The sequence below is a fragment of the Pseudorhodoferax soli genome, from assembly GCF_003337555.1.
Taxonomy (GTDB): Bacteria; Pseudomonadota; Gammaproteobacteria; order Burkholderiales; family Burkholderiaceae_C; genus Pseudorhodoferax; species Pseudorhodoferax soli.
The window spans coordinates 1-25714 of the sequence record NZ_QPJK01000011.1; the positions used below are offsets into that span (position 1 = coordinate 1).

Genomic DNA, 25714 nt, shown 5'->3' on the forward strand with positions numbered 1-25714 from the left:
CGCGCCACGCCCCGTCAACCTCTGCATCCAACCCGCCGGTCGGCCCATAGACACCTCCTTGATTGAAGGTGTTGCGTCGACCGGTTGAATCCACCCTGGCAGCCCTGGTCCGAGTGCACCGTGACGGGATCTTCAGGCCTGCGGCGCCACAACGCCATCAGCAGTGCGTCCAGGACCAAGCTGGTGTCGATGCGGCTGCCCATCGACCAGCCCACCACTTGGCGTGAGAACAGGTCGACCACGACCGCCAAATACAGCCAGCCTTCGTGTGTACGGATGTAGGTAATGTCGGTCACCCAGGATCGATTGGGCTGGGCCACCGTGAACTCGCGCTGCAGGTGGTTGGGTGCGACCACCGCAGGTTTGCCGCCGCGCACGCCAGGGCGGCGGTAACCTGTCTGCGAGCGCAGTCCTTGGAGCTTGAGCAACCGCGCCACGCGGTGCTTGCCGCAGCGCTCGCCCAGGTCGCGCATGTCCAGCGTCAGCTTGCGGTACCCATACACGCCGCCGCTCTCCAGCCAGGCTTGCTTGAGCAGGCTGGTCAGCCGTTGGTCGTCCTTGGCCCTGGCACTCTGTGGCTCGGCCTTCCAGGCGTAGTAGCCACTGGGGTGCACCTGCATGACCCGGCACATGCGCCGCACGCTGTGCTGCTCCTCGTGCGCCTTGATGAACGCGTACCTCACCCGGACTGCTTGGCAAAGTACGCCGCGGCCTTTTTTAGGATGTCGCGCTCCTCTGTCACGCGCCGCAGCTCTGCCTTCAGGCGCCGCAGTTCTTCCGTCTGCGATAGCTGCGCCTGCCGTTCGGCCGCCGGCGCTGAGTACGCCTTGATCCACTTGTACAGGCTGTGCTGGCTCACGCCGATCCTGGCGGACACATCGGCCACTCGATGGTGTCGCTCGGTGATCTGCTTGACCGCTTCGATCTTGAATTCTTCAGGGTAGGGTTGCTTGCTCGTCATGGCACCTCCTATTGGGCCTCAGGTTTGAGGCTCGAAGGTGTCTACTGAAACCGGGTCGATTCACGCCCGTTCGGCGGATCAATTCAGCGGAGCGTTTCGCGTGCTGCTGGTACCAGCTCACGCGCAACGGCCCCTTGCTTTGGTAGACGCTCTCCCAATAGTCCCGGTTGGACATGCTATGCAACCTCACCCACTGCGGCCGACCGGTTGCGAGCAGAAAGCCAGAGCAAAGCACCGGCGGCCAGCACGAGCCAGGGAATCAACGCCAGATTCAGTGTTTGCCACCCCAAAGACTCCAACAGAGCGCCGGCACTGAATGAGCAAGTCAGGCCTACGGCGAAAATCGTCATGTCGTTGATGGCCTGAGCGCGCGATTTTTCAGCAGCCGCGTACGTCGTCGTGAGCAACGTTGTCCCACCGATGTACATGAAGTTCCAGCCCACGCCCAGCAGAACCAGAGCGCTTGCGAAGGAGGAAAAACCAGTTCCGGTCAACGTCGCCAGGATGTGGCCAATGAACAGCACCACACCGGTCAGCATGATGCGCAGTACGCCGAACCGGGCGATCAGCGACCCTGTGAAAAAAGATGGCAAAAACATGCCAAGCACGTGCAACTGGATCACGGTTGCGGCCGTGCCCAGTTCGTGGTGGTGGTGCACCATGGCGATGGGTGTCGCCGTCATTGCCAGGATCATGATGCCGTAGCCGGTGGCAGCGCCGAACAGTGCCACCAGGTAGGACGGCTGCGCGACGATTTGCTGCCACGGCCGGCCTGTTGCCGAAGCGCCGGCCGGTATCGGCGTTGTGGGCACCCGCAAGTTGATCAACACGCCGGCTGCCACCATCGACACAACCGCCAAGATCAGGAAGGAGCCCAGGTATTCTGGCGACATCAACGGCCCCCCCAGGCGCGCGAGCATGGGGCCAGCGAGCGCGGCGACGACACCACCCGCCATGACCAGCGAAATCGCACGCGGCCGGAAAGCGTCATCCGCTACCTCGCTGGCAGCAAACCGATAAAACTGCGCAAAGGCCTGGTAACAGCCTACCAGATACGTGCCCCCGGCGAGCAGTGCAAGCGATGACTCGTGGACCCCGTAAGCAGCAACCAGGCCACCCGCCATGCCCAGCGCCGTGCCACTGATAAAGCCAATCCGGCGACCGACGCGGGCCATCCACATCGAGGCCGGGAACATCATCGTCGCGGTGCCCAGGAACATGGTGGCTATGGGCAACGTGGCCCACCGAGGCGAAGGAGCGATCTGGCCACCCGCAAGTCCCCCCACAGTCATCACCATCACAGACACAATCTGGAAAAGCGCCTGTGCGCTGGCAAGGACCAACACCTGTCGGTGCATATTGCTTTTGAGCATGAAACCCTTTTGATCGCCTGCTTGAAATGCGTGAGGCTTGCACGCCGATCGCCAACGCGGCATCATTCAATCAATACATTGATTGTGTAACTATGAAATCCATGCTGTCAACTGACAGCCCCAAGCAGGTTGTCTTCGAGAACTTGGCCGTGGTCGGTCAGGCACTAGGCCATGTACATCGTCTGGAGCTGTTGGAGGGAATGGCTCAAGGTGCTCGCAGCGTCGAGGAGCTGGCCCGCTGTGTCAGCTTGACGATGGCCAATGCATCGCGCCATCTCCAACTGCTGCGCCAAGCAGGCCTTGTGGAGGCGGAACGCCAGGGCAAGCGTGTGTTCTATCGGCTGGCCGGTGATGTCGAGGTGGTCGCATTGCTCAAGGCGTTGGGCCGCGTAGGTGAGCGCAACATTGCGGAGATACGTGGCGTCATGCGCGACTTCTTCGATGACCGGGATGCGTTGGAAGCGGTGTCCCGGGAAGACCTTGTCGCCCGACTGGCCTCAGGTCAGGTCACGGTGCTGGATGTTCGGCCGCAAGAAGAGTTCGCGCTCGGCCATGTGGCCGGCGCGATCAACATTCCTGCAAAGGAACTGGAACTGCGCTTGGCGGATTTGCCAAAAGGCCGCGAGATCATTGCGTACTGCCGTGGTCCGTACTGCGTCATGTCTTTCGAGGCCGTCGCCGCGTTACGCGCTAAGGGCTTCAACGTGCGGCGTCTCGAAGACGGGTTTCCAGAGTGGAAGGCCGCCGGTTTGGCGGTGGAAGCCGCGTAGCAAAACACCTATCGACCATGCAAGCCATCCAGGATCACTACTCACCTGAGTTCGCCACTCCAAGTCTTGATTCAGGACTTCACCACTTCTCCGTCCCTCCCTCAGATCCAGCCGATCAGCTGCTTTGCTGAGCAACGTAAGCCGTCAGCAAACACTTTCTTCGTGCGAACGTTCATGTACTCGGCCGCCAGGGCTGCGTGATCGAATTCCGGATTGGCACGACGCCAATCCCGTGTTTCGCCAAAGTGTCCTTGTTGCCGCCGAAGTGCCCGGCAAAACCAGCCTCGGAGACAAACTGGCGACGTCGCCAGGGCAGCAGCGTTGGCCGGGTGACTGGTCCCTCAAGGATTTGTCGAACGACTTGCGAAGCACTGGAGTGCGCCACGCTTTCCTCCATCCTCTTGGGGCCTGCTGCCTGCGAAGTTCTTGTCGGGATCAGCGGGCCGCTTCGATCTTGGTGACCACGATCTTCCCGTCGATCTTTTCTGCCAGGAAGCGGACCTTGGCTCCCGTCTCGACCTTGTCGAGCATGGCGTCGTCCTTGACGCCGAACACCATGGTCATGCCGGGCATGTCCAGGTTCCTCAGCGGACCGTGCTTGATCGTGAGTTTCTTGTTGTCCTTGTCCACCTTGCGGACCTCGCCTTCGGCTAGCTCCGAGGCCGCGGCGGCATCCGAGCCGCTGGCTGCCGGCGCCTTATCGGGCATGCCTGGCATGTCCGACATCGATTTGGAGGATTGCGCGCTGGCCGCGCCAGCAAACGAGAAAGCGGCAACGAATGCCAGTAGTGCGATGCGAATGTTCGACATGAAAATCTCCTTGGACATAATGAATGTGAAGTCCCGCCGCCCCGGTGAAGGCCTGCAGCGGGAGCAGCTCCCTTATTTCCCAGTCTTGGTCACCTTCACCGCGCCCTTCATCCCGGCGTCGTAATGGCCTGGTTGCAGGCAGCCGAAGTCAACCTTGCCGGCCTTTGTGAACTGCCAGACGATCTCGCCGGTCTTGCCGCCGGCCAAGGTCACCATGTTTGGATCGGCATGCTCCATCTCGGGGTTCTTCTTCATGACCTCGTAATGCTCCTTGAGCTCCTTCTCGGTGCCGAGCACGAGTTCGTGCTTGATCTGCCCCGAGTTCTTGATCACGAAGCGCACGGTCTCGCCCTGCTTGACTGTGATGTCGGCAGGCGTGAAGCGCATGCTGTCCGTCATGTCCACGTTGATGGTACGCGTGGCCTTGGCAGCGACGCCGGGCTTGCCGATCGCCTCGTCGGCATCGTGACCATGGCCGCCGGCATGCGTGCCCGATGCGAAAGCGCCTGCTGCAGCCAGTGCCATCAAGGCAGCGAGTGCGGTGTTGCGGAGAGTGTGTTGCATGTGTTTCCTTTGAGAGTTGGACGGGAACGGAGAAAAGATCAGTGGTTGGAGTGACCACCGGTGGGTTTGCGAATCTGGACTTCAATGTTTCTGGCGGGCATGTTCTGGGCGGGCATCGCAGCTGCGCCCGCGCCGCCGTGGCGCGAGGTCTCGGGCGCCGCGCCATCGAACTCGTAGGCCACAGTGCCAGCGGGATGCTTGAACCAGCCGGGATTGGAGTAGTCACCGGCCTTCTGGCCTTTGCGCACCTTGACGACGCTGAACATGCCGCCCATCTCGACCGAACCGAACGGACCTTCGCCGGTCATCATTCGCGCGGTGTTGTCTGGAATCGGCATTTCCATTTCGGCCATGTCAGCCATTCCACGCTCGCCCATGACCATGTAGTCGGGCACCAGTTTTTTGATCTGGTTGGCCACGTCCTTGTGGTCCAGTCCGATCATGGTGGGTACGTCGTGACCCATGGCGTTCATCGTGTGATGGCTCTTGTGGCAGTGGAAGGCCCAGTCTCCTTCCTCATCGGCGAGGAATTCAATCTGGCGCATTTGGCCAACCGCCACGTCGGCGGTCACCTCGTACTGACGCGAAGACTTGGGCGTCGGCCCACCGTCGGTCCCTGTGACGAGAAACTCGTGTCCGTGCAGGTGCATCGGATGGTTCGTCATCGTCAGGTTGCCGATGCGAATGCGCACCTTGTCGTTGAGCCCGACGTTGAGCGAATCGATGCCGGGGAAGATCCGGCTGTTCCAGGACCACAGGTTGAAGTCCAGCATCGTCATGATCTTGGGCGTGGCGCTGCCGGGCTCTACGTCGTAGGCGTTCAGCAGGAACACGAAGTCGCGGTCGACCGTCGCGATCAGCGGATGCTCGGCTTTGGGATGGGTCACCCAGAAGCCCATCATGCCCATGGCCATCTGTGTCATCTCGTCTGCATGCGGGTGGTACATGAAGGTGCCGGGCCGGCGCGCGACGAACTCGTAGACGAAGGTCTTGCCGGGCCGGATGGGCGGCTGGTTCAGGCCCACCACCCCGTCCATGCCGTTGGGCAGCCGCTGCCCATGCCAGTGGACGCTGGTGTGCTCGGGCAACTTGTTGGTCACGAAGATCCGAACCCGATCGCCTTCCACCACTTCGATGGTGGGTCCAGGCGACTGGCCGTTGTAGCCCCACAGGTTGGCCTTGAAGCCGGGCGCCATCTCACGCACCACGGGTTCGGCCACGAGATGGAATTCCTTGACGCCATCACGCATGCGCCAAGGCAAGGTCCAGCCGTTGAGCGTGACCACGGGGTTGTAGGGGCGCCCGCTCGCGGGCATCAGCGGCGGCATGGTGTTGGGCGTGGTCTGAAGCACGGGCTCGGGCAGCGCGGCCATCGCCACCTTGCTCACGCTCGCGGCCGCGAGGGCGCCCGTGATGGCACCGGCGCCACTCAGAAAATTGCGTCTGTTTGTCATGTTGATTAAATCGGTTGTGAGCTCAGTGGGCTGCGCCAGCGGAGGCGCCTGCGCCACCTGAACCGGCCATCGAGGCACCCACGGACGTGGGCTTGCCCATCACAGAAGCCGCCAACGCAGCGTCGGCCAGCCAGAACTGTTGCTGGGCATTGATGGCGTTCGTCACGCTGGAGATCTGGTCGCGCGCTTCAGCAAGCAGTTCGAAGACGCCGATCAGCATGCCGTTGTAGCGAAGCACGTTCTCGTCGGCCATGGACTGGCGTAGCGGCACGATCTCGTCGCGGTAGTGCCGCGCGATGTCATAGGCCGTGCGGTAGGCCGAGTAGCCTTCGCGCAACTGCGAAGAGGCGCCGCGCACGGTGGCGTCGTAGCGGTTAGCCGCGGCCAGAGACTGCGCATTCAACATATCGCGCTGCGCCGATCCCCAGTCGAACAGCGGCAACCGGATGTCGAGTTCAAAGCCGCGCCGCGCGCTCTTGGTGCCCTGCGCGTTGTCGAACACCGTGTCGCGACGACCACCCACTTCGACGTCGGTGAAGGTCGACAGCAGGTTGATGCCTTGTGATTTGCCAGCCACGTCCAGCTGGGCGCGCGCGATCTGGACATCGAGACGCTGCTCGGTCGCGGTGGCTGCGACTTCATTTCCTTCGCGCGGTGCCTTCGGCAGGTCGGGCAGGCGTTCAGGCAAGGTCAGCTTGGCGGCCTGGGCATCGTCCAGGCCCAGGACACGCACCAATTCCTCGCGCGCGGCCGTGGTGGCGTGCTGCGCCGAAGCCAACTGCGTCGTTGCATCGGCATAGAAGACCTGCTGGCGTGCGCGCTGGAGCTTGCTGAAGTTGCCGATCATTTGCATCCTGCGTGCGAGTTCGGCACTGGCCTGGGCCGACTTGTTGACCTGCTCCGCGTACTGCAGCGATTGCTGTGCGGCGACGGCACGCACCCAGGACTGTCGGACCTGCGTGACCTGATCGACCACGGCACCGGTGAGCTGCACCTTGGCCTGATGCGCCTGGCTTCGCGAGATGGACAGGCGCTGCGGCAGCAGGATGAGGTCCACGAGCCCGAAGGACAGCAGCCGACCAAGCTCGAGTTCGCTGTTCAGGCGCATGCGCTCGAAGGTGAAGATCGGGTTGGGCAGCCGGCTGGTCTGGTTCGACGCAGCAATGTCGCCCCAGCTTTGAGCGATCAGGGCCTGGACCGATGGGCTGTTGGTCAACGCGAGCTGCACTGCGTCGTTCTGCGACAGCGGCTTGGCCAGCAGTTCCTGCGCCAGCGCGGCGCGGCGGTCACGCTGCTCCTGGGTGCGGCTGAGTTCGAGCTTGCCGCCAGTGAACTGCTGCCCACTGGTGTTCGTGTCCTTCAAGGCGTCGTCGATACCGACCGACGCGCAGCCCACCAGGAAAGCGGCAGCAGCGGCAATGGCCGTCAAACGCAAAGCGCGCTTCATGGCTTCTCCTTCTTGGCAGGCATAGGCATCGAGTGGCCTGACTGTGCAGGCGGTGCAGCGGCTGCGCCCTTGGGCGATTCGGCTCGTGCCGCGCCCGTTCCCTCCGATGCCTCCTTGGCGTAGGCCTGCCAGCCACCGCGGCGGTGGACCGTCTCGTTGGCTTCTTTCCAGGGAATGGGCTTTTCGTCCGCAAAGGGGCGATAGCCCTCAAGCGCGGATTTGTAGATCAAGGTTGGCGGCGGTGCCGTCGCAGCTACGGGGCCCGGCGCGGGCGCAGGCTGGGCCACGGCAGCCAGCGCTGCAATGCCAGGAAAAACAGCCAGCCAACGGGCCAGCGATGAATGGAACATGGAGTCCTCGCAAGTTCATGAACGAAATGCGTCAGAGCTGCCTTCAGAGGCATGACGCAGGCGATACATGAGCGTTCGCTGCGACCCGTGACGTAGGTCACAGGCGCACGAACGCGTTACGCGCGAGGAGGTTTGTCGAGAACGCGGGGCGCGAGCGTGACCATCGTGATGGCGGGCTCCGCCAGGTCGGCGCGGGGAAGATCGCAGAAGACGGACAGTTCCAACGTACCGATCAACGCAGTAGCATGGCACGCGCCGCAAATGCCGCACTTGTGCATCGCGTCAGGTTCCGCGCTTGCACCCGTGGCGGTGCTGTCATTGACAGGTTGCTTGGCGTCCTGTTCGATCTCGTGGTGCTGGTCCGCATGCCCGTCCAGATGTGGATGTTGGACAACGTCGCGCGCCGCGGGCAGCTCGGCGGACATTTCTGCACTTGCACCAGCGTGTCCGGGTCCGCAAAAAACCATGGCTGCCGCTGCGTACCCCTGGAAGGGCACGGCAACCATCATGATCCAAAGGACGAACAGGCGAACCCGGTGCATTTCGCGAATTCTAAATGGAACGGTGCGTCAGGCGGCCTAGTCTTCGTTCAACGGTCTGCACCACACGACAGGGCGCGCGGTCGGTTCCAACCATCAGCCGTTGATGGGGTTGTGCGCAGCCCAGTAGCGCGCAATGTCAAAAGTCCCGCATATTGCCGCCATCTGCGGCCGTTCTTCAACGACTAGAACTAGAATTCGTACATTCACCCCACACGCACCGAATCCGTCAAGGCGTTTTACGCATCTTTTCATGGCCCCTACAGCCATCCATGCCAAGCACGGTCGTAGCGCCCCTCGCGCTACCGATGTGCTTTGGGCGGCATTGTCCAGGATCTGGTCATGACACGCCGCCTGGTGCACTTGATCGCCCGAGGCGTGATCGGTGTGCTGCTGTTCGCGCAATTGGCGATTGGCGCCTACGCGTGCCCGGCGCTGTCCCTGGGCGCCATCGGCTCGGGCTCTGCTTCCATGGAGATGGCCGCCAGCACGGTCCCATTTGTCGATGCAAGCGTTGACACCGCCACGCAGGCCCCCCCTTGCGGCGACATGGCCGGCATGGCAGATGCAGGGTCTGCCAACCTATGCGCCGAGCACTGCAAGTTCGGCCAGCAAAGCGACCATGCATCCACGCTGACCATCCCCGTCGCGTTGCTGGCGCCGCTTCTCCTGACCCCCTGGGCACCCGAGGCGACACAGTCCCCACGCCCTGCGGCGACTTCCTTGAGTGCACTGGTTGCGGCATCGCCCCCGCACGCCATCCTGCACTGCGTTTACCGAACTTGATCCACTGATCGACGTTGCGCTGACGGCTCCTTCGAGCCGGACGGCGCTTCGGTCGTGGCTTGCTGTTCTCACCGGTTCTCCTGGTGGCGCGCAGCGGCCCGACATCGCCCCCCGGGGTTTGTCGTCAGGAGATCTCATGTTCATCGTTTCCTTCCCGGCCAAGTCGACCGCACGACGCTGGCCCCGCCACTGGGCCGTGGCAATGGCGCTGTGCGCCAGCACCCTCAGTCTCGGCGCCCAAGCGCAACTGACCCCGCAGGCGCTCACCCTCGATGCGGCCTTGCGGCTTGCCGAAGAGCGTTCGCGCCAACTCGTCGCCCAGGATGCGGCCGCCAGCGGCGCGCGCGACATGGCCGTTGCCGCCGGGCAACTGCCCGATCCGGTGCTGAAGGCGGGCATCAGCAACCTGCCGGTCAACGGTAGCGACCGTTTCAGCTTCACACGCGATTTCATGACGATGCGCTCGATCGGCGTGATGCAGGAGTTCACCCGCGCGGACAAGCGCCAGGCGCGCTCGGCGCGCTTCAACCGGGAGGCCGAAGCGGCCGAAGCCGCCCGCGTGGTGGCCTTGGCCAATTTGCGGCGTGACACCGCCATGGCCTGGCTCGAGCGTTCCTTCCAGACGCGCATGCGCGACCTGCTGCAGTCGCAGCGCGCGGAATTGACGCTGCAGGCCGAAGGCGCGGACGCGGCCTACCGGGGTAGCCGGGGCACGCAGGCCGACGTCTTCGCGGCCCGTTCGGCCCTGGCGCAACTGGACGACCGCATCCTCCAGCAAGATCGCCAGATTGCCACGGCCCAGACGCGCCTGGCGCGCTGGATCGGCCCCGGCCCAGTCCAACTGTCGGGGAAGCTCCCCGAACTGGGCACTGTTCGGCTCGATGCCAACCAGTTGGAGGCCCAGATTGAGGCGCATCCGCAAATTGCGTTGATGGCAAGGCAGGAAGCCGTGGCACGCGCCGAAGCCGACATCGCGCAGAGCAACAAGCACTCTGATTGGACCGTCGAACTGATGTACAGCCAGCGCGGCCAGGCCTACTCGAACATGGTGTCGCTCAACGTGTCGATCCCGCTGCAGCTCGACCAGAGGAATCGCCAGGACCGGGAGCTCGCGGTCAAGCTCGCGACGGTCGAGCAGATGCGCGCCCAGCGAGAAGAGGCCACCCGCGAAAGCACCGCAGATGCGCTCTCCCTGCTGCAGCAATGGCAAAGCAACCGCAATCGCCTCGCGCAGTACGACAGCATCCTGATCCCGCTGGCGGCCGATCGCATCCGTGCGGTACTGGCCGCATATCGTGGCGGCGTGGCCAACCTGAGCGCAGCACTTGAGGCCAGACGCATGGAGATCGACACGCGCATGGACCGCCTGCGCCTCGAGATGGAAACCGCCGCGCTGTGGGCCCAGCTTGAGTTCTTGATTCCCGTCGACCGCCCGGCACTCGCTGGCAACGCGTCCACGAAGACCGTGGACGCCTCGGAGCCACAACAATGAAAGCCAAACCTTTCTTCTTTGGGCTGATCGCTGCGGCGGTCCTTGCTGCCGCCGCCTTTGGCGCATACAACTTCGGGCTGCAACGCGGCAAAAACATGGCGCCAGCATCGGCGGCGCTGCCTGCAGCAAGCGCTCCGGATGCTTCGTCAGAAACTCGCAACGAAACCGGGGAAGACGCCACCCGGCGCCACATCGCGGCGGGTCTGAAGGCCGGCGACACCGACCCCGCCAACGGCAAGAAGATCCTCTACTACCACGACCCGATGGTGCCGGGCAACCGGTTCGACAAGCCGGCCAAATCGCCCTTCATGGACATGATGATGTCCCCGGTCTATGCCGGTGGCGACAGCGGCGACCAGAACAACGTGACCGTGAGCCCGCGCGTCCAGCAGAACCTCGGCGTGCGAACTGCGCCGGTGTCCGAAGGCATCCTCGCGCCGCAGGTGGCCGCGGTCGGCAGCATCGCCTTCAACGAGCGCGACCAGGTCATCGTGCAGGCGCGGTCCACGGGCTATGTCGAGCGCCTGCATGTGCGCGCCACGCTCGACGCGGTGAAGAAAGGCCAGGCCCTGGCCGAGTTCTACGTGCCCGAGTGGATCGCGGCACAGGAGGAATTCCTGTCCGTGCAGCGCATGCGCGGCACGCAGATGGAACCGCTGGTCGACGGCGCCCGCCAGCGCATGCGTCAGGTCGGCATGAGCGACGGCCAGATCGAACTCGTGGCCCGCAGCGGGCGCACCCAGCCTCGCATCACGCTGGTTGCGCCCATCGGCGGGGTGGTCACGGAGCTGGCCGTGCGTGAAGGCATGACGGTGATGGCCGGTGCGACCTTGTTCCGCATCAACGGGCTGTCCACCGTCTGGGCCAACGCCGAAGTCCCGGAGAGCCAGGCCGCGCTCGTGCGTCCAGGCGCCAAGGTGCAGGCCCGATCGCCTGCCGCGCCCGGCGAGGTCTTCGACGGAAGGGTCCAGGCCATTCTGCCGGACGTCAACCCGGCCACCCGCACCCTGAAGGCGCGCCTGGAGCTAGCCAATCCGACCGGCCGGCTGGTGCCTGGCATGTTCGTCTCGATGCAGTTCGCCGACACGCAGGCGCCGAAGGCGCTGCTGGTTCCGACCGAGGCGGTCATCCAGACCGGCAGGCGCACGGTCGTCATGCTGGCGGAAGACAGCGGACGGTTCCGCCCGGTCGATGTTGGGACCGGCCTCGAAAGCGGCGGCCAGACCGAGATCAAGCGCGGGCTGCAAGCCGGCCAGCGCGTCGTGGTGTCCTCGCAATTCCTGATCGACTCGGAGGCGAGTCTCAAGGGCGTCGAGGCACGGCTGAACGCCGTACCAGCTGCGGGCGCCGCCGCTCCCGCGACGGCTTCGCCATCGACGTCAACGCCTCCGACCAGCGCGGCCTCGCCCAGGCATGTGGGCGAAGGCAAGGTGGAAGGCATCACCGCGGACACGATGACTTTCTCGCACGGACCGATCCCGACGATGAAGTGGGGCGCGATGACCATGGACTTCAAGCTGCCACCCGGCGGTGCACCGGGCAACGTGAGGGCTGGTGATCGCGCGAGCTTCGAATTCTTCATCGACAAGGATGACCTGCCGCAGCTCACCCGCGTGACGCCGGTCGCACCCGGCACCGCACCCGCCACACCGGCCAAGCCAGGGGGCAAGCCATGATCGCCAGGCTCATCCGCTGGTCCATTGCCAACCGCTTCCTCGTTCTGCTGGCCACGCTGATGCTCAGCGTCTGGGGCGTGCACTCGGTTCTGCGTACGCCGCTGGATGCCCTGCCCGACCTCTCGGACGTCCAGGTCATCATCCGCACCACCTACCCGGGCCAGGCGCCGCGCATCGTCGAGAACCAGATCACCTATCCGCTCACGACCACCATGCTGTCGGTGCCTGGTGCGAAGACGGTGCGCGGCTATTCGTTCTTCGGCGATTCCTTCGTCTACGTGCTGTTCGAGGACGGGACCGACCTGTACTGGGCACGCTCGCGGGTGCTGGAGTACCTGAACCAAGTCCAGTCACGCCTGCCCGCCGGGGCCAAGGCCTCGCTCGGGCCTGATGCCACCGGCGTCGGCTGGATCTACCAATACGCGCTGGTCGACCGCGGCGGCACGCAGGACGCCTCGCAGCTGCGCGCCCTGCAGGACTGGTTCCTCAAGTACGAGCTGAAGACCGTACCCAACGTCGCTGAGGTTGCGTCGATCGGTGGCATGGTGCGCCAGTACCAGGTCGTGCTCGATCCCGACAAGCTGGCCGCCTACCGGATTGCGCACACCCAGGTCGTCGACGCCATCCAGAAAGCCAACCAGGAAACCGGCGGCTCGGTGCTCGAGCTCGGCGAGGCCGAGTACATGGTGCGGGCTTCGGGCTACCTTCAGGGCCTGGAGGATTTCCGCAAGATCCCCTTGATGACGACCGATGCCGGTGTGTCCGTCCGCCTGGGCGACGTGGCCCGCATCCAGATCGGCCCGGAGATGCGCCGCGGCATCGGCGAGCTCGACGGCGAAGGCGAAGCCGTCGGTGGCGTGATCGTGATGCGCTCGGGCAAGAACGCGCTGGAGACCATCACCGCCGTCAAAGAAAAGCTCCAGACCCTGCAGGCCAGCCTGCCCAAGGGGGTGGAGATCGTGCCGACCTACGACCGGTCCAACCTGATCGAGCGGGCGGTGCGCAACCTCGGCTTCAAGCTGCTCGAGGAATTTCTCGTGGTGGCGGTCGTGTGTTTCATCTTCCTGTTCCACCTGCGCTCCGCGTTTGTCGCGATCGTCTCGCTGCCGATCGGCATCCTGGCGGCCTTCATCGTGATGCGCTACCAGGGCGTCAATGCCAACATCATGTCACTGGGCGGCATTGCGATCGCCATTGGCGCGATGGTCGATGCGGCGGTGGTGATGATCGAGAACGCCCACAAGCACATCGAGAAGTGGAACCACGACCACCCCGGCCAAAGCCTGCGCGGCGAGAGCCACTGGCGTGTCGTGGCCGACTCGGCGGCCGAAGTCGGGCCCGCCCTGTTCTTCTCGCTGCTCATCATCACGCTGTCGTTCGTTCCAGTCTTCACGCTCGAAGCCCAGGAAGGACGCATGTTCTCTCCGCTCGCCTTCACCAAGACCTATGCCATGGCGGCCGCCGCCGGGCTGGCGGTGACGCTGATCCCGGTGCTGATGGGCTACCTGATCCGCGGCAGGATTCCCGACGAGAAGACCAACCCGCTCAACCGGCTGCTGATCGCGGTCTACCGGCCGCTGCTGAACGCGGTGCTGCGCTGGCCCAAGCTCACGCTGTTGGGCGCCGTGGTCGTGCTGGTGCTGAGCCTATGGCCACTGCAGCACATCGGCGGGGAGTTCATGCCGCGCCTGGACGAGGGCGACCTGCTCTACATGCCTTCGGCGCTGCCGGGCCTGTCGGCGGGCAAGGCCGGCGAACTGCTGCAGCAGACCGACCGGCTGATCAAAGCGGTTCCCGAGGTGGCCAGCGTTTACGGCAAGGCTGGGCGCGCCGAGTCGGCGACCGATCCGGCGCCGATGGAGATGTTCGAAACGACCATCCAGTTCAAGCCGCGCGAGCAATGGCGCACCGGCATGACGCAGGACAAGCTGGTTGAGGAGCTCGACCGCATCGTCAAAGTGCCGGGCCTCACCAACATCTGGGTGCCGCCGATCCGCAACCGCATCGACATGCTGGCTACCGGCATCAAGAGCCCGGTGGGCGTGAAGGTGGCGGGCACCGACCTGGCCACCATCGACCGCATCACGGGCGAGATCGAACGCGTACTCAAGGACGTGCCGGGCGTTTCCAGCGCGTTGGCCGAACGCCTCACCGGCGGTCGCTACGTGGATGTGAACATCCAGCGCGACGCGGCGGCGCGCTTCGGCATGAACATCGCCGATGTGCAGTCGGTCATTGCCTCGGCCGTGGGCGGCGAGAACGTGGGCGAAACAGTGGAAGGCCTGCAGCGCTTTCCGATCAACGTGCGCTACCCCCGCGAGATCCGCGATTCGCTGGAGCGGTTGCGGACCCTGCCGATCGTCACCACGCGCGGGGCACGGCTGGTGCTCTCCGACGTTGCGGAGATTCGCGTCGCGGACGGGCCGCCGATGCTGCGCAGCGAGAACGCACGGCTGTCGGGCTGGGTCTACGTGGACATCCGCGGGCGCGATCTGCGCTCGGCGGTGCAGGACATGCAGCGCGCGGTCGCGAAAGATGTGAAGCTGCCGCCGGGCTACTCCGTCTCTTGGTCCGGCCAGTTCGAGTTCCTGGAGCGGGCCACCGCCAAGCTGAAGGTGGTGGTGCCATTCACGCTGCTCATCATCTTCGTTCTGTTGTACCTGACCTTCAAGCGCTTCGACGAAGCGCTGCTGATCATGGCTGCGCTGCCGTTCGCGCTGGTCGGCGGCATCTGGCTGCTTTACCTGCTCAGCTACAACCTGTCCGTCGCGGGGGCGGTCGGGTTCATCGCGTTGGCCGGCGTATCCGCGGAGTTCGGCGTGATCATGCTGCTGTACCTCAAGCACGCCTGGGACGACCGGGTCGATCAGGGCAAGAAGAGCACGGCTGATCTGTTGGACGCGATCCGCGAAGGCGCCGTGCTGCGCGTACGGCCCAAGGCGATGACGGTCGCCGTCATCCTGGCAGGCCTGTTCCCGATCATGTGGGGAACAGGCACCGGCTCTGAGGTGATGCAGCGCATCGCCGCGCCGATGGTGGGCGGGATGATCACTGCGCCCTTGCTGTCGATGTTCGTGATCCCGGCGGCATACCTGTTGATGCGCAGACCGCGGGAGCCCGCAGCCTCGCAGTGGATGTTCTGGAGGCGTCGTCGTGTCGACGCTTGAGCGTTCGAACTCTCGCCGCATCGGGTGGGCGGCCGTGCTTGGCCTGTGCCTGGCGTTGCTGCTCGGTGCGGCGGCGCGTGCGGAGGGCTCCGTTGAGATGCATCCCCAGGCCGGGTCGATGATGGTTGCGTTAAGCGCCTCGGACTCCCAGCCCGCAAGCGCCGAGGACTGCCGGACATGCGCCGCCTGTGCCATTGCGCCCGCGCCCTCGGGCGACAGCTTCACCGGCGAAGCAGAAGCCAGGGAGCAAGAACCCGAGACCTGGAGCAAGCGGGCTGTCTCGCAGCCGGCTTCAGCCTGGTACTTCGACGCGGGAGACGGACGTCTGCGATGGCCTGTACGCATCGCGTTCTGCCGATGGTTGGATTGATCAGATGGGTTTCCTCGAACGCTTAGATCCGATCAACCTCAGGAGAACATCATGAAAAAACTGCTCATTTCCCTCATCGGCGCCCTGACCTTGAGTGCGGCCTGGCCTGCACTGGCCGGTCCCGACTTCCAGGTCATCGAGAATGCGCGCGCGAACAGGCAAGCGGCCGTGGCTGCCCAAGGTACCAGCACGGTCAGAGTCGACAGCACCACAGGCCAGCCGGTGAAGTGCCCGCCCGATCCTCTGGTGCTGCCGCTCGACCACGGCCCCCGTGCGCTGACGACTCCCGGCGAAAACCAAGTCCGCAAGGCGCGCTACGAAGCGCAGTTGAAGGCCTGCGCGATCCCCGTGTTGTGAGCGCCTGAGAAGGCTTTCACCGTAGGGACTCGCCGCAGGGCGAGTCCTGCCAGGTTTGCATCGCAGACCTTCAAGTCATTGTCAGATCGGGCCTTGCGGCCACAACGCACCGGCGTCGAGCAGCAGGCGGTATCGTGCGCGCAAGGCCGATGCGCGCGCATCCTGGGCGGCGGTCGCCGCGCTCAGCGCCTGGCGCCGGACCAGAAGCAACGCCTGGACGTCCAGCTCACCGGCCGCGTACGCACGCTGGCTTAGCCGCGCGGTTTCGCGCAGCGCTGTGGCGGCTTGTTCGGCGAGCTGCCAGCGTTCGACACTGCCGGCCACGTCCTGTAGCTGGGCTGCCACTTGCAGATCCAGTTCGCGCCGCTGCACTTCCAGGCCGGCGCGGGCCACGTCCACCTGGCGCAGGGCCTCCAGGGCAGCGGCCTGCCGATAGGTACCGCCCAGCGGAATGCTGAAGCTGACGCCGACGATGCGCTCGGTGCGCCGCGCCTCGGATGCCATGAAAACACCAACCGTGGGGTCCGGCGTGCGCTCGGCGCGCAGGCGGTCGGCGCGCAGCTCCGTCATGCGCAGGTTCTGGGTCGCCGCAAGCATCAGCGGATGTTCGGCGACCATGCGCTCGCGCCACGCCGTGTCGCCGGCCTCGAACAAGGTCGGATCGGGCAGCGGTGCGGCACGCAACGGGAGCGCCGGATAGCGCAGGCGCAGGCTCTCCGCCGCCTTGGCTTCGTTGGTGCGCGCTTCGGCTGCCTGCCGCCGCGCCTCGGCCAGGTCCCCCTGTGCCACATTGACGTCCAGGCGCGACGCGTCGCCGGCCTTCTGCCGCAGTTCGACGGTGCGCTGGTTCTCTTCGGCGATGCGCAGTTGATCGTCCAGGGCTGTCCGGGCCTGCGACGCGGCCTGCCAGTCAAGCCAGCTGTCCAGCAACGTGCGCGCCGCCGACGTGCGGGCCACGGCCAGTTGCGCCCGCGCCAGGTCCAGGCTCGACTGGCCCAGCTTCCGGTCGAGTTCGGCTTTGCCGCCAATGCGGATGGGCCTTTCCATCTGGATATTCCACTCGTTCGAGCTGCCGTTGCCGTCGACCCGGCGCCGCTGCGCCGTGCCGCCGACCGTCCACTCGTAGGGTCCGGCGGACAGCATCGCCGCGCCGTGGCTTGCGGCTTCCAGGGCCGCGCGGGCCTGTGCCACGCTCGGGTCCTGTGCGATGGCGGTGGTCGCCTGTTCCGCATCGGGCAGCTCCACAGTTGCCATGGGTTGGGCCTGGGCCATGCCGCAGACCAGGGAAAGCAAGGCCGCCGCGGCGAACGCGCATGCGCTGGCTCTGAAATTCATCCGTTTCATTCAAAACTCTCCGGCTTGGGCCAACGGCGTGGCCCAGTAGCGCAATGGGGTGCCCGCGAAGGACGGGCGCAGGCCGTCCAGCAGCGCGGCCAACTGATCCGAGGAAACGAGCAATTGGACCTGCGTCCAGCTGCTGCGCCCCATCACCTGTTCGGCGTTGCTGGCACGGTGGTTCGACGCGCCGTGGGCGGCGATCGCCGTGCTGGTGAACACGCGTTGGTCCGCCACGTCCAGCAAGGCGTCGACTAGCTTCTCTTCGAGGTCCTGTGGGCAGCACAGGGTGAGGCACAACTCAGGCATGGTGGATCTCCTGGTCAGCTTCGATGGCTTTAGTAGGGGGGTGGCCGAAGCGCAGGTACAGGATGGGCAGCAGAATCAGCGTCAGCGCCGTCGCGGTGATGAGGCCGCCGATCACGACGATGGCGAGCGGACGCTGGATCTCCGAGCCGGGACCGGTGGCGAACAGCAGCGGGATCAGGCCGAAGGCCGTGATGGACGCCGTCATCAGCACGGGTCGCAGCCTGCGCTTCGCCCCTTGCACGACGCAGTCCAATGGCGACAGCCCCTCGGCGTACAGCTGGTTGAAGTAGGTCACCAGCACCACGCCGTTGAGCACCGCGATGCCGAGCAGCGCGATGAAGCCCACCGAGGCCGGCACCGAGAGGTACTCCCCGGTCAGCCACAGCGCGACGATGCCGCCCACCAGCGCGAACGGGATGTTGCTGAGCACCAGCAGCGCTTGCCGGACCGAGCCGAACGTCGTGAACAGGATCACAAAGATGAAGGCCAGCGACAGCGGCACCACCAAGCCCAGCCGCGCGGCTGCGCGCTGCTGGTTCTCGAACTGCCCGCCCCAGGCGATGCGGTAGCCGGTGGGCAGGGTGACGGCTTGCGCGACCTTGGCCCTGGCTTCATCGACAAAGCCGACCAAGTCGCGGCCGGTGACGTTGGCGATCACCACGCTGTAGCGGCTGCCCATCTCGCGGTCGATCTTGACGGGGCCGCTGGTGCGTTCCAACCGGGCCAACGTGCGGAGCGGCACGCTTTGGCCGTCGGACGCCGTGATGCTCAGGGCCTCGAAATCCGCTGGCGAGATGCGCACGCCGTCGGTGCCGCGTATAACGATCGGCACGCGCTTGTTGCCGTCGATCACGGTGCCGGCGCGCTGCCCCTCGATCTGCACACGCAGCGCGTCCTGCACGTCTTCCATCGACAGGCCATACCGGCCTGCGACCAGACGGTCCACGATGACGCGCAGGTACTGCACGCCATCGTTCTCGACCGTATAGACGTCCTGGTTGCCGGGGACTTCCTTGACCAGCTTCTCGATCTGCGCCGCCAGGTCATTCAGCGTCGACAGGTCGGGCCCGAAGATCTTGATGGCCACGTCGCCGCGCACGCCGATGATCATCTCGGACACCCGCATGTCGATGGGCTGCGTGAAGCTGTAGCCCACGCCGGGCAGCTCGTCCAGTACCTTGCGGATGTTGTCCTGCAACTCGTCCTTGCTGGCCGCTTGCCACTCGTTCCGCGGCTTCAGCACCAGGAAGGTGTCGGTCTGGTTCAGACCCATGGGATCGAGGCCGATTTCGTCGGAGCCGGCGCGGGCGACGACGCCCGTCACTTCCGGGATGCGGCTCATCAGCGCCTGGTGGATGCGCAGGTCCAGCGCGGCGGTCTGCTCCAGGCTCACGGAGGGCAGCTTCTCGATGCCGACGATGATGTCGCCTTCGTCCATCTGCGGCATGAAGGTTTTGCCGACCAGCGTGTAGACGACGGCCGCCACCGCCAGCAGCAGCCCCGCGATCACGAACATCAGGTTCTGACGCTTGAGGGCAAAGCCCAGCGACGGCTCGTACAGGCGCGAGAGCTGCCGGGGCAGCCAGGGGTCGTCGTGCGCGCCGCTTTTGAGCAGAAACGACGACAGGACCGGGATGACCGTCAGCGACAGAACGAGCGAACTCGCCAGCGCGAACACGATGGTCAGCGCCACGGGCACGAAGAACTTGCCCTCCAGGCCTTGCAACGTCAGCAAGGGCAGAAACACCACGACGATGATCAGGATGCCCGCGGAAACCGGCACCGCTACTTCACGCACTGCACGGAACACAATGTGCAGGCGCGGCAGCTTCTTGGCATTCTTGGTGTGGCCCAAGTGCTGCACCACGTTCTCGACCACGACGACCGCGGCGTCCACCAGCATGCCCAAGGCGATGGCCAGGCCGCCCAGGCTCATGAGGTTGGCGGACATGCCGGTCGCCATCATCAGGATGAAGGTCGCCAGCGCTGCCAGCGGCAGCACCAGCGCGACGGTGACGGCGGCCCGCAGGTTGCCGAGGAAGGCGCCGAGCAGCACCAGCACCAGGACTGTGGCCTCCAGCAGCGCCTTCGACACCGTGCCGACGGCCTTCTCGACCAGGCTGGCCCGGTTGTAGAACACGTTCAGTTCGATGCCCTCGGGCAGCGTTGGCTTGATCTCCTCGATCTTCTGCTGCACACCCTGCACGACCTTCTGCGCGTTCGCTCCGGCCAGGCCCAACACCAGGCCCTGCACAGCCTCTCCCTTGCCGTCCTTGGTCACGACGCCGTAGCGGGTGACGCTGCCGTCGCGCACCGTGGCGATCTCGCCCAGGCGTACCGCGCTGCCGTTGCCGGACTTCACGACGATGGCACGCAGATCGTCGGCATCGCGGATGCTGCCTTCGCTGCGCACCAGCAGCACCTCGTCACCTTCGCCCAGCCGGCCAGCGCCATCGTTGCGGTTGTTGGCCTCGATGGCAGCCTTGACTTGCATCGTCGACACGCCCACGGCAGCCAGCCGCACTGGGTCCGGCACGACCTCGAAGCTGCGCACCTTGCCACCCAGCGCGTTGACGTCGGCGACACCGACGACCGACCGCAAGGCGGGGCGGATCACCCAGTCCAGCAGATCGCGCTGCTGCTCCAGCGTGTAGCGCTCGCCCTCGATCGTGAACATGAACATCTCGCCCAGCGGCGTGGTCACCGGTGCCATGCCACCGCTGATGCCGGACGGCAGCGCGTCGGTGATGCCCCCGAGGCGTTCGGAGACCTGCTGGCGTGCCCAGTAGATGTCCGTGCCATCCTCGAAGTCGATCGTGACGTCCACGATGCCGTACTTGGACACCGAGCGCAGCATGCGCTGCTTCGGAATGCCCAGCATCTCGATCTCGATGGGCAGAGCGATGCGGCTTTCGATCTCCTCCGGCGTCATGCCGGGGGCTTTCATGATGACTTTGACCTGGGTGCTCGACACGTCGGGGAAGGCGTCGATCGGCAGATTCTTGAAGGCGTACCAACCCGCTCCCGCAAGCAGGATGCCCGCCAGCAGCACGAACAGGCGCTGGGCGAGCGAAAACTGGATCAGGCGGGACAGCATCAATTGCTCCCGCCCTTGCCGAGCCAGGCCGCCTTCAGGGCGATGACCGAGGACACCGCGACTTCCTGGCTGGGCTTGAGCGGCCCGGACACCAGCAGCGACTGGCCAGCGCTGGCCTGGATGGCCACCTGCGTTGCCATGAAGCCGTCGGCGGTGCGCACGAAGACGTAGGCCTTGTCGTCCTGGCGCACCACGGCCGGTACCGGAACCGCCCAGGCCTGCGCTGCCGAGAACGGCACGCGGACCTGCAAGGCCTCGCCCACACGCAGGCTGTCCACGCCCTGGGTGACCTCCGCGCGCAGCGTGACCGTCTGGCTTTCCGACACCGTGGGTCCGAAGCCGATGGTCTTGGCCTGAATGCCACGGTCGACGCCGGTCAGGCTGGCACCCGGTCGCGCGATGCTGGCCCGCCGATCGACGGGCACTTGTACGTCCAGCCACAGCTTGCTGGTGTCGGCCGTGCGCAGCAGGGCCTCTGCTGCCTGCACGCGTTGGCCCGGCTTGGCGTCGATGCGCGTGACCGTGCCGCTGGACCGCGCACGCAGCACCAGGGAGTCCTGCATGGCCCCGCCGTCAGCGATGCGCCGAATCAGCCCGGCGTCGGCGCCGGCCAGGCGCAGAGCACCCTCGGCCTGCGTTTGCCGGATGCGCGCTTCCGCGGCCGCTGCGCTGGATTCCTGCACCCGGCGCTCGGCGATGATGCCGTCGGCCAGCAAGGCCTGCTCGCGTGCCAGCGCCTGCTGGGCCAGCCGGGCGCGGGATGCGGCTTCGGCCAGTCGCAGCTGCAGCTCGCCCAACTCCGGGCTGACCAGCCGCACCAGCGGCTGGCCGGCCTTCACCGCCTGGTTCTCGGCGACCAGCAGCTGGTCGATGCTGCCAGCCAGCGGCGCGCTGAGAACCGACTCCTGAGCAGGAGGCAACACCACTCGTGCGGGGTAGGCCTGCCCGCCGATGTCGGACGGCTTCTCCAGCCGCGCCAATTGGATGCCTAGGGCCTGGATCTGGGCCGGGCTGATCTTGAAATCGTCAGCGGCTCGGACGCCGGGCGCGAGGGCCAGGAAGGCGAGGGTGATGGCGGCGCGCGCAAGCGGCGCCGGCAAGGGGACAGAAAACATGAATGCTCCACGAAAGACCTGCGCACGCGAGCGCACACTGAAGACGGAAAAAGTTCTTCAGGCGGTCAGTGGAGGTGCGCGTCCGTCGGGAGGAAGGCTGCGTGGCGCAGGTTTGTCAGGGCTGGCGCGTGCCTGCGTCATCCCTTGGGCGGCAGGCGGCAGAGGCGGATCGACCCAGGGATGGACCGTCGGAACAAGCCATGCAGGATCCGCCGCCGCGCGATCCTCGTCCAGGACGACTAAGCGGACTTCAGCACGCAGCGCAGCGGTGGCGTGCGCGAAGTCTTCGTGCAGCTCGCCCTCGTCGAGGTGGACTCCGTGGACATCGCTGGCATGCATCGCGCCGACCACGCGGACCACGTCGTCGATGCCCGACTCGTGGTGGTGGCGGTGCCATGGAGCGCTGACCTGGTCGACCACCAGGAGCAGCACCAGCATCCAGCGCATCCACGCCACCGCGGTGCGGCCGACGACGGATCCGAGCGGTCGGCGGCGCATCTTCAAGGCCATTCGCGCAAGGCCAAGCTCCCGCCCACCGCCTTGCCAGCGGCTCGCCGCGCTCGCACGGCACTGAGCAGGGATGAAACCATCAGGCGTATCCTACCCGGGGGGATACGTTCCGCCAATGGCGAGTCCGGCGAATGCCGCTGCGGCGCTCGACCGCAAGACCGTGTGAACGGGTCGATTCCAACGGGGACAGCATCAGTCCCGCAAGGATGAGCAGAAGCATGCACGCGCGCGCCCGCATCGCCCGCTGAAGCGGGGCGACATGAGGTGATGGAAGGAGCAACGTATGCACGGGCGTGCAGATTATCTGCTGATCATAGTATCCTGGGGGGGAGGATATGAAAATCATGACGACGAACCATACCCACCAGTCCCACGCAGCCATCGCCAAGCGGCTCAAGCGCGCGCAGGGACATCTCGGCAGCGTGATCCAGATGATCGAGCAGGGCCGGGAGTGCCTGGACATCGCGCAGCAGCTGCAAGCCGTCGAGAAGGCGGTCGCGCACGCAAAGAAGGCGCTGGTCCAGGACCACATCGACCACTGCCTGGAGCACATGGTTCAGGGATCCGGGAGTGCCCAGTCGCAGTCCCTGGAAGAGTTCAAGCAGATCACCCGCTACCTCTAGGAGGCCACCATGCTTGGCGTTCTGCGCAACCGGACATATCGGCACCTGTTCTGCGCGCAGGTGATTGCCTTGGTCGGAACCGGTCTGGCAACGGTGGCACTGGGGCTTTTGGCTTTCGACCTCGCCGGCAAGGATGCCGGCGTCGTTCTGGGCACGGCGCTTGCCATCAAGATGCTTGCCTACGTCGGTGTGGCGCCGCTGGCGTCCGCACTGGCCCACAACTTTCCGCGTCGCGCTTTGTTGGTGGCACTGGATCTCGTGCGCGCCGCGGTGGCCGTGTTGCTGCCCTTCGTCACGCAGATCTGGCAGGTCTACGTGCTGATCTTCGTCCTGCAGGCCGCTTCGGCCGCCTTCACACCGACCTTCCAGGCCACCATCCCCGATGTTCTACCTGACGAGCGCGAGTACACCCGTGCGCTGTCGTTGTCGCGCATGGCCTATGACCTCGAAAGCCTGTTGAGCCCGATGCTCGCGGCGGCGCTGTTGACGGTGATCAGTTTCCACGACCTGTTCGCAGGAACCGTCGTGGGCTTCCTGGTGTCGGCTGCCCTTGTGGTGTCGGTGACCTTGCCGTCGCCGCCCGTGCAGGAGAAGCGCGGCATCTACGACCGCACCACGCGCGGCTTGCGCATCTTCCTTGCGACGCCGCGTCTGCGCGGCTTGCTGGCCGTGAACGCCGCTGCTGCGGCAGCCGTCTCCATGGTATTCGTGAACACCGTCGTCATGGTCCAGGCCTTGTGGGGAATGCCGCAACGCGCTGTGGCTGTTGCACTGGGGGCATTCGGTGCAGGCTCCATGCTCGCGGCATTGAGCCTGCCCAAGCTGTTGGACCGTTGGCCAGACCGGCCTGTCATCCTGTTCGGCACCGGGATGCTGGCAGTGATCATGCTGGTGGCAAGCCAGTTCTCCAGCTACGAAGCGCTGCTGGTGCTCTGGTTCCTGGCCGGCGTGTGCTATTCGAGCGCACTGACACCATCGGGCCGACTGCTCCGGCGGTCATCCGCACCCGGCGATCGGCCAGCGCTGTTCGCCGCCCAGTTCGCGTTGTCGCACGCGTGCTGGCTGGCGTTCTATCCGCTCGCGGGCTGGGCCGGTGCCAACCTGGGTGTTCCCATGACTTTTGTGTTGTTAGGCGTTGCGGCCTTGGCTGCGACTGCGGTCGCATTCTTGCTGTGGCCCGCCAGCGATCCAGAGGTCGTCGAGCACGAGCACACCGATTTGCCGCTCGACCACCATCACTTGCGCGAGTATGGCCATCGTGCTGGCGCGCGGCATGCGCACGAATTCTGGATTGATGATCAGCACCTGTACTGGCCCCGCTCCTAAGTTCAGAAGAGCGCAGCGCGGTCATAGGCCCGCATTCGACCAACAGTGACGATGGGCCTCCTAAGTACCGCGGCACTACCGCGCCGCGCACCGGAATCATGGCGTCGCGGCGGTCATCGGCGCTTAAACCTGATGTCAAACGTCAGGTAAACCTGTTGAGGCAGTCATAGGCAGGCGCAGTTGCACACACCGTTCGCACTGTTCAACCGGTCGTTGGCACGGCGATCTTTGATGGGAGTGCGCGCACGAATGGACCAGCAAACCTCGCCGACGTTTCTAAGTATTTACCCTCGATGGAGGCCGCAACTTTCTGCACTGAAAACAAGATCACCCCTGCATCCGCTACGCCTTGCCGCTGGCAGCGGCCGGCTGGCTGCTGGCCGGCTACCACTGGTTGCTCTACAAGGGGTTCATCCCGAAGGGCATGCAGCCCTGTGGCAAAGGTGCGTCGTGCGCGGACGTGAAGCTGGAGCTTGCGGGCTTCATCACCATTCCGCTGCTGTCCTTCGCCGCCTTCTCCGTCATCTTGCTGCTCCTCGTGGCAGCACACCGAAAGTTCAAACCGTGACACGCAAACAGATCGCGCTGCTCCTCGTGGGCGCGCTGGCCATCGTGGCCTTCGCCCTCGGCACCATCGGCTACAACCGCAGCCAGTCCACTGCGCAGCAGCAGCTGGCAAAGCAGAACGAGGACGTCTTCAGCCGAGCCCATTCGCCGACCTACGGCGCGCCTGACGCCAAGGTTCGCATCACCGAATTCTTCGACCCGGCCTGCGAGACCTGCCGCGCGTTCTATCCGGCCGTGAAACAGATCGTGGACCAGAGCCAGGGACGCGTGCAACTGGTGGTGCGCTTTGTCCCGTTCCACGACGGCGCCGACCTGGCCGCCAAGATTCTGGTGGCAGCCCACGCGCAGCGGTTGTTCATTCCGGTGGCCGAAGTCGTCCTGGGCACGCAGGACACCTGGGCGTCGCATGCTGCACCGAATCCCGAACTGCTGTGGGGCTACCTGGCGAAGTCGGGCCTGGACCTCGACAAGGCGCGGGCCGCGGTGCAGACCAAGGAGGTCGAGGCCGTCATCGCGATGGACATGGCCGATGCGAAGACGCTCAACGTCACGCGTACACCGGGCTTCTTCGTCAATGGCAAGCCGCTCGAGCGCTTCGGCTACGAGCAGCTGGTGGCCCTGGTCCAGAGCGAGGTCGAGCGTGCCTATGCGCAGTGAGACGACGCCAGTGCCCATTGGCACAACTTCGCTCCTTCACCGGCGCCGTACCCTGGTGC

Annotated in this window: 23 protein-coding genes and 1 pseudogene; 11 read left to right on the forward strand and 13 right to left on the reverse strand. The window is 65.2% G+C overall.

Annotation, left to right across the window (positions count from 1 at the left end; all coding sequences use genetic code 11):
• Window positions 1-95 precede the first annotated feature (95 nt).
• Window positions 96-961, reverse strand: a pseudogene (locus tag DES41_RS30620) (IS3 family transposase); the annotation flags it as partial.
• A 176-nt stretch (window positions 962-1137) separates the two neighbouring features.
• Window positions 1138-2400 (reverse strand): MFS transporter, encoded by a 1263-nt coding sequence (locus DES41_RS30625; protein WP_342769696.1) that lies wholly within the window; start codon window positions 2398-2400, stop codon window positions 1138-1140.
• Window positions 2401-2435: 35 nt separating this feature from the next.
• Here DES41_RS30625 and DES41_RS30630 point away from each other — a divergent pair, with 35 nt between their 5' ends.
• Complete coding sequence (locus DES41_RS30630) at window positions 2436-3104, forward strand: ArsR/SmtB family transcription factor (protein ID WP_245965959.1); 669 nt, start codon at window positions 2436-2438, stop codon at window positions 3102-3104.
• Window positions 3105-3539: 435 nt separating this feature from the next.
• On the opposite strand, the gene DES41_RS30635 is transcribed toward DES41_RS30630, so the two are convergent.
• The 6 genes from DES41_RS30635 to DES41_RS30660 all read right to left on the reverse strand — a co-directional run bounded on the left by DES41_RS30635 (window position 3540) and on the right by DES41_RS30660 (window position 8271).
• On the reverse strand, window positions 3540-3914 hold the full coding sequence (locus tag DES41_RS30635; RefSeq protein ID WP_114471639.1) for a copper-binding protein: 375 nt from the start codon (window positions 3912-3914) through the stop codon (window positions 3540-3542).
• Between the two features lie 72 nt (window positions 3915-3986).
• Window positions 3987-4478: a cupredoxin domain-containing protein gene (locus DES41_RS30640; RefSeq protein ID WP_114471424.1), complete on the reverse strand. Its 492-nt coding sequence runs from the start codon at window positions 4476-4478 to the stop codon at window positions 3987-3989.
• Between the two features lie 38 nt (window positions 4479-4516).
• The gene (locus tag DES41_RS30645) at window positions 4517-5932 is read right to left on the reverse strand and encodes a multicopper oxidase family protein (RefSeq protein WP_114471425.1); all 1416 of its coding nucleotides are present in this window, start codon (window positions 5930-5932) and stop codon (window positions 4517-4519) included.
• Between the two features lie 22 nt (window positions 5933-5954).
• Window positions 5955-7379, reverse strand: coding sequence for a TolC family protein (locus DES41_RS30650; RefSeq protein ID WP_114471426.1), 1425 nt, complete (start codon window positions 7377-7379; stop codon window positions 5955-5957).
• Entirely contained in the window at window positions 7376-7609 is a 234-nt protein-coding gene (locus tag DES41_RS30655) for a hypothetical protein (protein WP_245965936.1), read from the reverse strand. The genes DES41_RS30650 and DES41_RS30655 overlap by 4 nt, the downstream gene beginning before the upstream one ends.
• A 236-nt stretch (window positions 7610-7845) precedes the next feature.
• Window positions 7846-8271 carry a hypothetical protein gene (locus DES41_RS30660; protein ID WP_245965937.1) on the reverse strand — a complete coding sequence of 142 codons (426 nt, stop codon included), beginning with the start codon at window positions 8269-8271 and terminating at the stop codon, window positions 7846-7848.
• Between the two features lie 339 nt (window positions 8272-8610).
• Between DES41_RS30660 and DES41_RS30665 the strand changes: the two genes are divergently transcribed.
• The 6 genes from DES41_RS30665 (at window position 8611) to DES41_RS30690 (ending at window position 16116) form a co-directional block, all read left to right on the forward strand.
• A complete protein-coding gene (locus DES41_RS30665) occupies window positions 8611-9054 on the forward strand; it encodes a hypothetical protein (RefSeq protein ID WP_147282990.1) in 444 nt (147 codons plus the stop codon).
• Between the two features lie 136 nt (window positions 9055-9190).
• The gene (locus DES41_RS30670) at window positions 9191-10546 is read left to right on the forward strand and encodes a TolC family protein (protein WP_114471430.1); all 1356 of its coding nucleotides are present in this window, start codon (window positions 9191-9193) and stop codon (window positions 10544-10546) included.
• The gene (locus DES41_RS30675; protein ID WP_114471431.1) at window positions 10543-12222 is read left to right on the forward strand and encodes an efflux RND transporter periplasmic adaptor subunit; all 1680 of its coding nucleotides are present in this window, start codon (window positions 10543-10545) and stop codon (window positions 12220-12222) included. The genes DES41_RS30670 and DES41_RS30675 overlap by 4 nt, the downstream gene beginning before the upstream one ends.
• The gene (locus DES41_RS30680; RefSeq protein WP_114471432.1) at window positions 12219-15389 is read left to right on the forward strand and encodes an efflux RND transporter permease subunit; all 3171 of its coding nucleotides are present in this window, start codon (window positions 12219-12221) and stop codon (window positions 15387-15389) included. Before DES41_RS30675 ends, DES41_RS30680 begins: the two co-directional genes overlap by 4 nt.
• Window positions 15376-15759, forward strand: a complete 384-nt coding sequence (locus DES41_RS38545; RefSeq protein ID WP_170168329.1) for a hypothetical protein — start codon at window positions 15376-15378, stop codon at window positions 15757-15759. Before DES41_RS30680 ends, DES41_RS38545 begins: the two co-directional genes overlap by 14 nt.
• Window positions 15760-15810: 51 nt before the next feature.
• On the forward strand, window positions 15811-16116 hold the full coding sequence (locus tag DES41_RS30690; protein ID WP_114471434.1) for a hypothetical protein: 306 nt from the start codon (window positions 15811-15813) through the stop codon (window positions 16114-16116).
• Between the two features lie 81 nt (window positions 16117-16197).
• Here the strand turns inward: DES41_RS30690 and DES41_RS30695 are convergent, their stop codons facing one another.
• Genes DES41_RS30695 through DES41_RS30715 form a run of 5 tightly spaced genes read right to left on the reverse strand, consistent with a single transcriptional unit; the run spans window position 16198 to window position 22482 of the window.
• Window positions 16198-17460 (reverse strand): TolC family protein, encoded by a 1263-nt coding sequence (locus DES41_RS30695; protein WP_114471435.1) that lies wholly within the window; start codon window positions 17458-17460, stop codon window positions 16198-16200.
• Complete coding sequence (locus tag DES41_RS30700; protein WP_114471436.1) at window positions 17461-17760, reverse strand: DUF3240 family protein; 300 nt, start codon at window positions 17758-17760, stop codon at window positions 17461-17463.
• Window positions 17753-20857 carry an efflux RND transporter permease subunit gene (locus DES41_RS30705; protein ID WP_114471437.1) on the reverse strand — a complete coding sequence of 1035 codons (3105 nt, stop codon included), beginning with the start codon at window positions 20855-20857 and terminating at the stop codon, window positions 17753-17755. The genes DES41_RS30700 and DES41_RS30705 overlap by 8 nt, the downstream gene beginning before the upstream one ends.
• Entirely contained in the window at window positions 20857-21972 is a 1116-nt protein-coding gene (locus DES41_RS30710) for an efflux RND transporter periplasmic adaptor subunit (protein WP_114471438.1), read from the reverse strand. The genes DES41_RS30705 and DES41_RS30710 overlap by 1 nt, the downstream gene beginning before the upstream one ends.
• 57 nt (window positions 21973-22029) lie before the next feature.
• On the reverse strand, window positions 22030-22482 hold the full coding sequence (locus DES41_RS30715; RefSeq protein ID WP_114471439.1) for a hypothetical protein: 453 nt from the start codon (window positions 22480-22482) through the stop codon (window positions 22030-22032).
• 344 nt (window positions 22483-22826) lie between these two features.
• Between DES41_RS30715 and DES41_RS30720 the strand changes: the two genes are divergently transcribed.
• From DES41_RS30720 to DES41_RS30730, 4 genes are all read left to right on the forward strand, one after another.
• Window positions 22827-23105, forward strand: a complete 279-nt coding sequence (locus DES41_RS30720; protein ID WP_147282991.1) for a metal-sensing transcriptional repressor — start codon at window positions 22827-22829, stop codon at window positions 23103-23105.
• Window positions 23106-23114: 9 nt separating this feature from the next.
• On the forward strand, window positions 23115-24431 hold the full coding sequence (locus DES41_RS30725; protein ID WP_114471441.1) for an MFS transporter: 1317 nt from the start codon (window positions 23115-23117) through the stop codon (window positions 24429-24431).
• A 349-nt stretch (window positions 24432-24780) separates the two neighbouring features.
• Window positions 24781-24999 (forward strand): disulfide oxidoreductase, encoded by a 219-nt coding sequence (locus tag DES41_RS39390; protein ID WP_245965938.1) that lies wholly within the window; start codon window positions 24781-24783, stop codon window positions 24997-24999.
• On the forward strand, window positions 24996-25655 hold the full coding sequence (locus DES41_RS30730) for a DsbA family protein (RefSeq protein WP_245965939.1): 660 nt from the start codon (window positions 24996-24998) through the stop codon (window positions 25653-25655). The genes DES41_RS39390 and DES41_RS30730 overlap by 4 nt, the downstream gene beginning before the upstream one ends.
• Window positions 25656-25714 lie beyond the last annotated feature (59 nt).

What these genes read in the sequence shown, in the direction of transcription:
- DES41_RS30625 (WP_342769696.1), bottom strand. Translation starts at nt 2,400, where the DNA reads ATGATGCCGCGTTGGCGATCGGCGTGCAAGCCTCACGCATTTCAAGCA.
- DES41_RS30630 (WP_245965959.1), top strand. Translation starts at nt 2,436, where the DNA reads ATGCTGTCAACTGACAGCCCCAAGCAGGTTGTCTTCGAGAACTTGGCC.
- DES41_RS30635 (WP_114471639.1), bottom strand. Translation starts at nt 3,914, where the DNA reads ATGTCGAACATTCGCATCGCACTACTGGCATTCGTTGCCGCTTTCTCG.
- DES41_RS30640 (WP_114471424.1), bottom strand. Translation starts at nt 4,478, where the DNA reads ATGCAACACACTCTCCGCAACACCGCACTCGCTGCCTTGATGGCACTG.
- DES41_RS30645 (WP_114471425.1), bottom strand. Translation starts at nt 5,932, where the DNA reads ATGACAAACAGACGCAATTTTCTGAGTGGCGCCGGTGCCATCACGGGC.
- DES41_RS30650 (WP_114471426.1), bottom strand. Translation starts at nt 7,379, where the DNA reads ATGAAGCGCGCTTTGCGTTTGACGGCCATTGCCGCTGCTGCCGCTTTC.
- DES41_RS30660 (WP_245965937.1), bottom strand. Translation starts at nt 8,271, where the DNA reads ATGCACCGGGTTCGCCTGTTCGTCCTTTGGATCATGATGGTTGCCGTG.
- DES41_RS30665 (WP_147282990.1), top strand. Translation starts at nt 8,611, where the DNA reads ATGACACGCCGCCTGGTGCACTTGATCGCCCGAGGCGTGATCGGTGTG.
- DES41_RS30670 (WP_114471430.1), top strand. Translation starts at nt 9,191, where the DNA reads ATGTTCATCGTTTCCTTCCCGGCCAAGTCGACCGCACGACGCTGGCCC.
- DES41_RS30675 (WP_114471431.1), top strand. Translation starts at nt 10,543, where the DNA reads ATGAAAGCCAAACCTTTCTTCTTTGGGCTGATCGCTGCGGCGGTCCTT.
- DES41_RS30680 (WP_114471432.1), top strand. Translation starts at nt 12,219, where the DNA reads ATGATCGCCAGGCTCATCCGCTGGTCCATTGCCAACCGCTTCCTCGTT.
- DES41_RS30690 (WP_114471434.1), top strand. Translation starts at nt 15,811, where the DNA reads ATGAAAAAACTGCTCATTTCCCTCATCGGCGCCCTGACCTTGAGTGCG.
- DES41_RS30695 (WP_114471435.1), bottom strand. Translation starts at nt 17,460, where the DNA reads ATGAAACGGATGAATTTCAGAGCCAGCGCATGCGCGTTCGCCGCGGCG.
- DES41_RS30700 (WP_114471436.1), bottom strand. Translation starts at nt 17,760, where the DNA reads ATGCCTGAGTTGTGCCTCACCCTGTGCTGCCCACAGGACCTCGAAGAG.
- DES41_RS30705 (WP_114471437.1), bottom strand. Translation starts at nt 20,857, where the DNA reads ATGCTGTCCCGCCTGATCCAGTTTTCGCTCGCCCAGCGCCTGTTCGTG.
- DES41_RS30710 (WP_114471438.1), bottom strand. Translation starts at nt 21,972, where the DNA reads ATGTTTTCTGTCCCCTTGCCGGCGCCGCTTGCGCGCGCCGCCATCACC.
- DES41_RS30715 (WP_114471439.1), bottom strand. Translation starts at nt 22,482, where the DNA reads ATGGCCTTGAAGATGCGCCGCCGACCGCTCGGATCCGTCGTCGGCCGC.
- DES41_RS30720 (WP_147282991.1), top strand. Translation starts at nt 22,827, where the DNA reads ATGACGACGAACCATACCCACCAGTCCCACGCAGCCATCGCCAAGCGG.
- DES41_RS30725 (WP_114471441.1), top strand. Translation starts at nt 23,115, where the DNA reads ATGCTTGGCGTTCTGCGCAACCGGACATATCGGCACCTGTTCTGCGCG.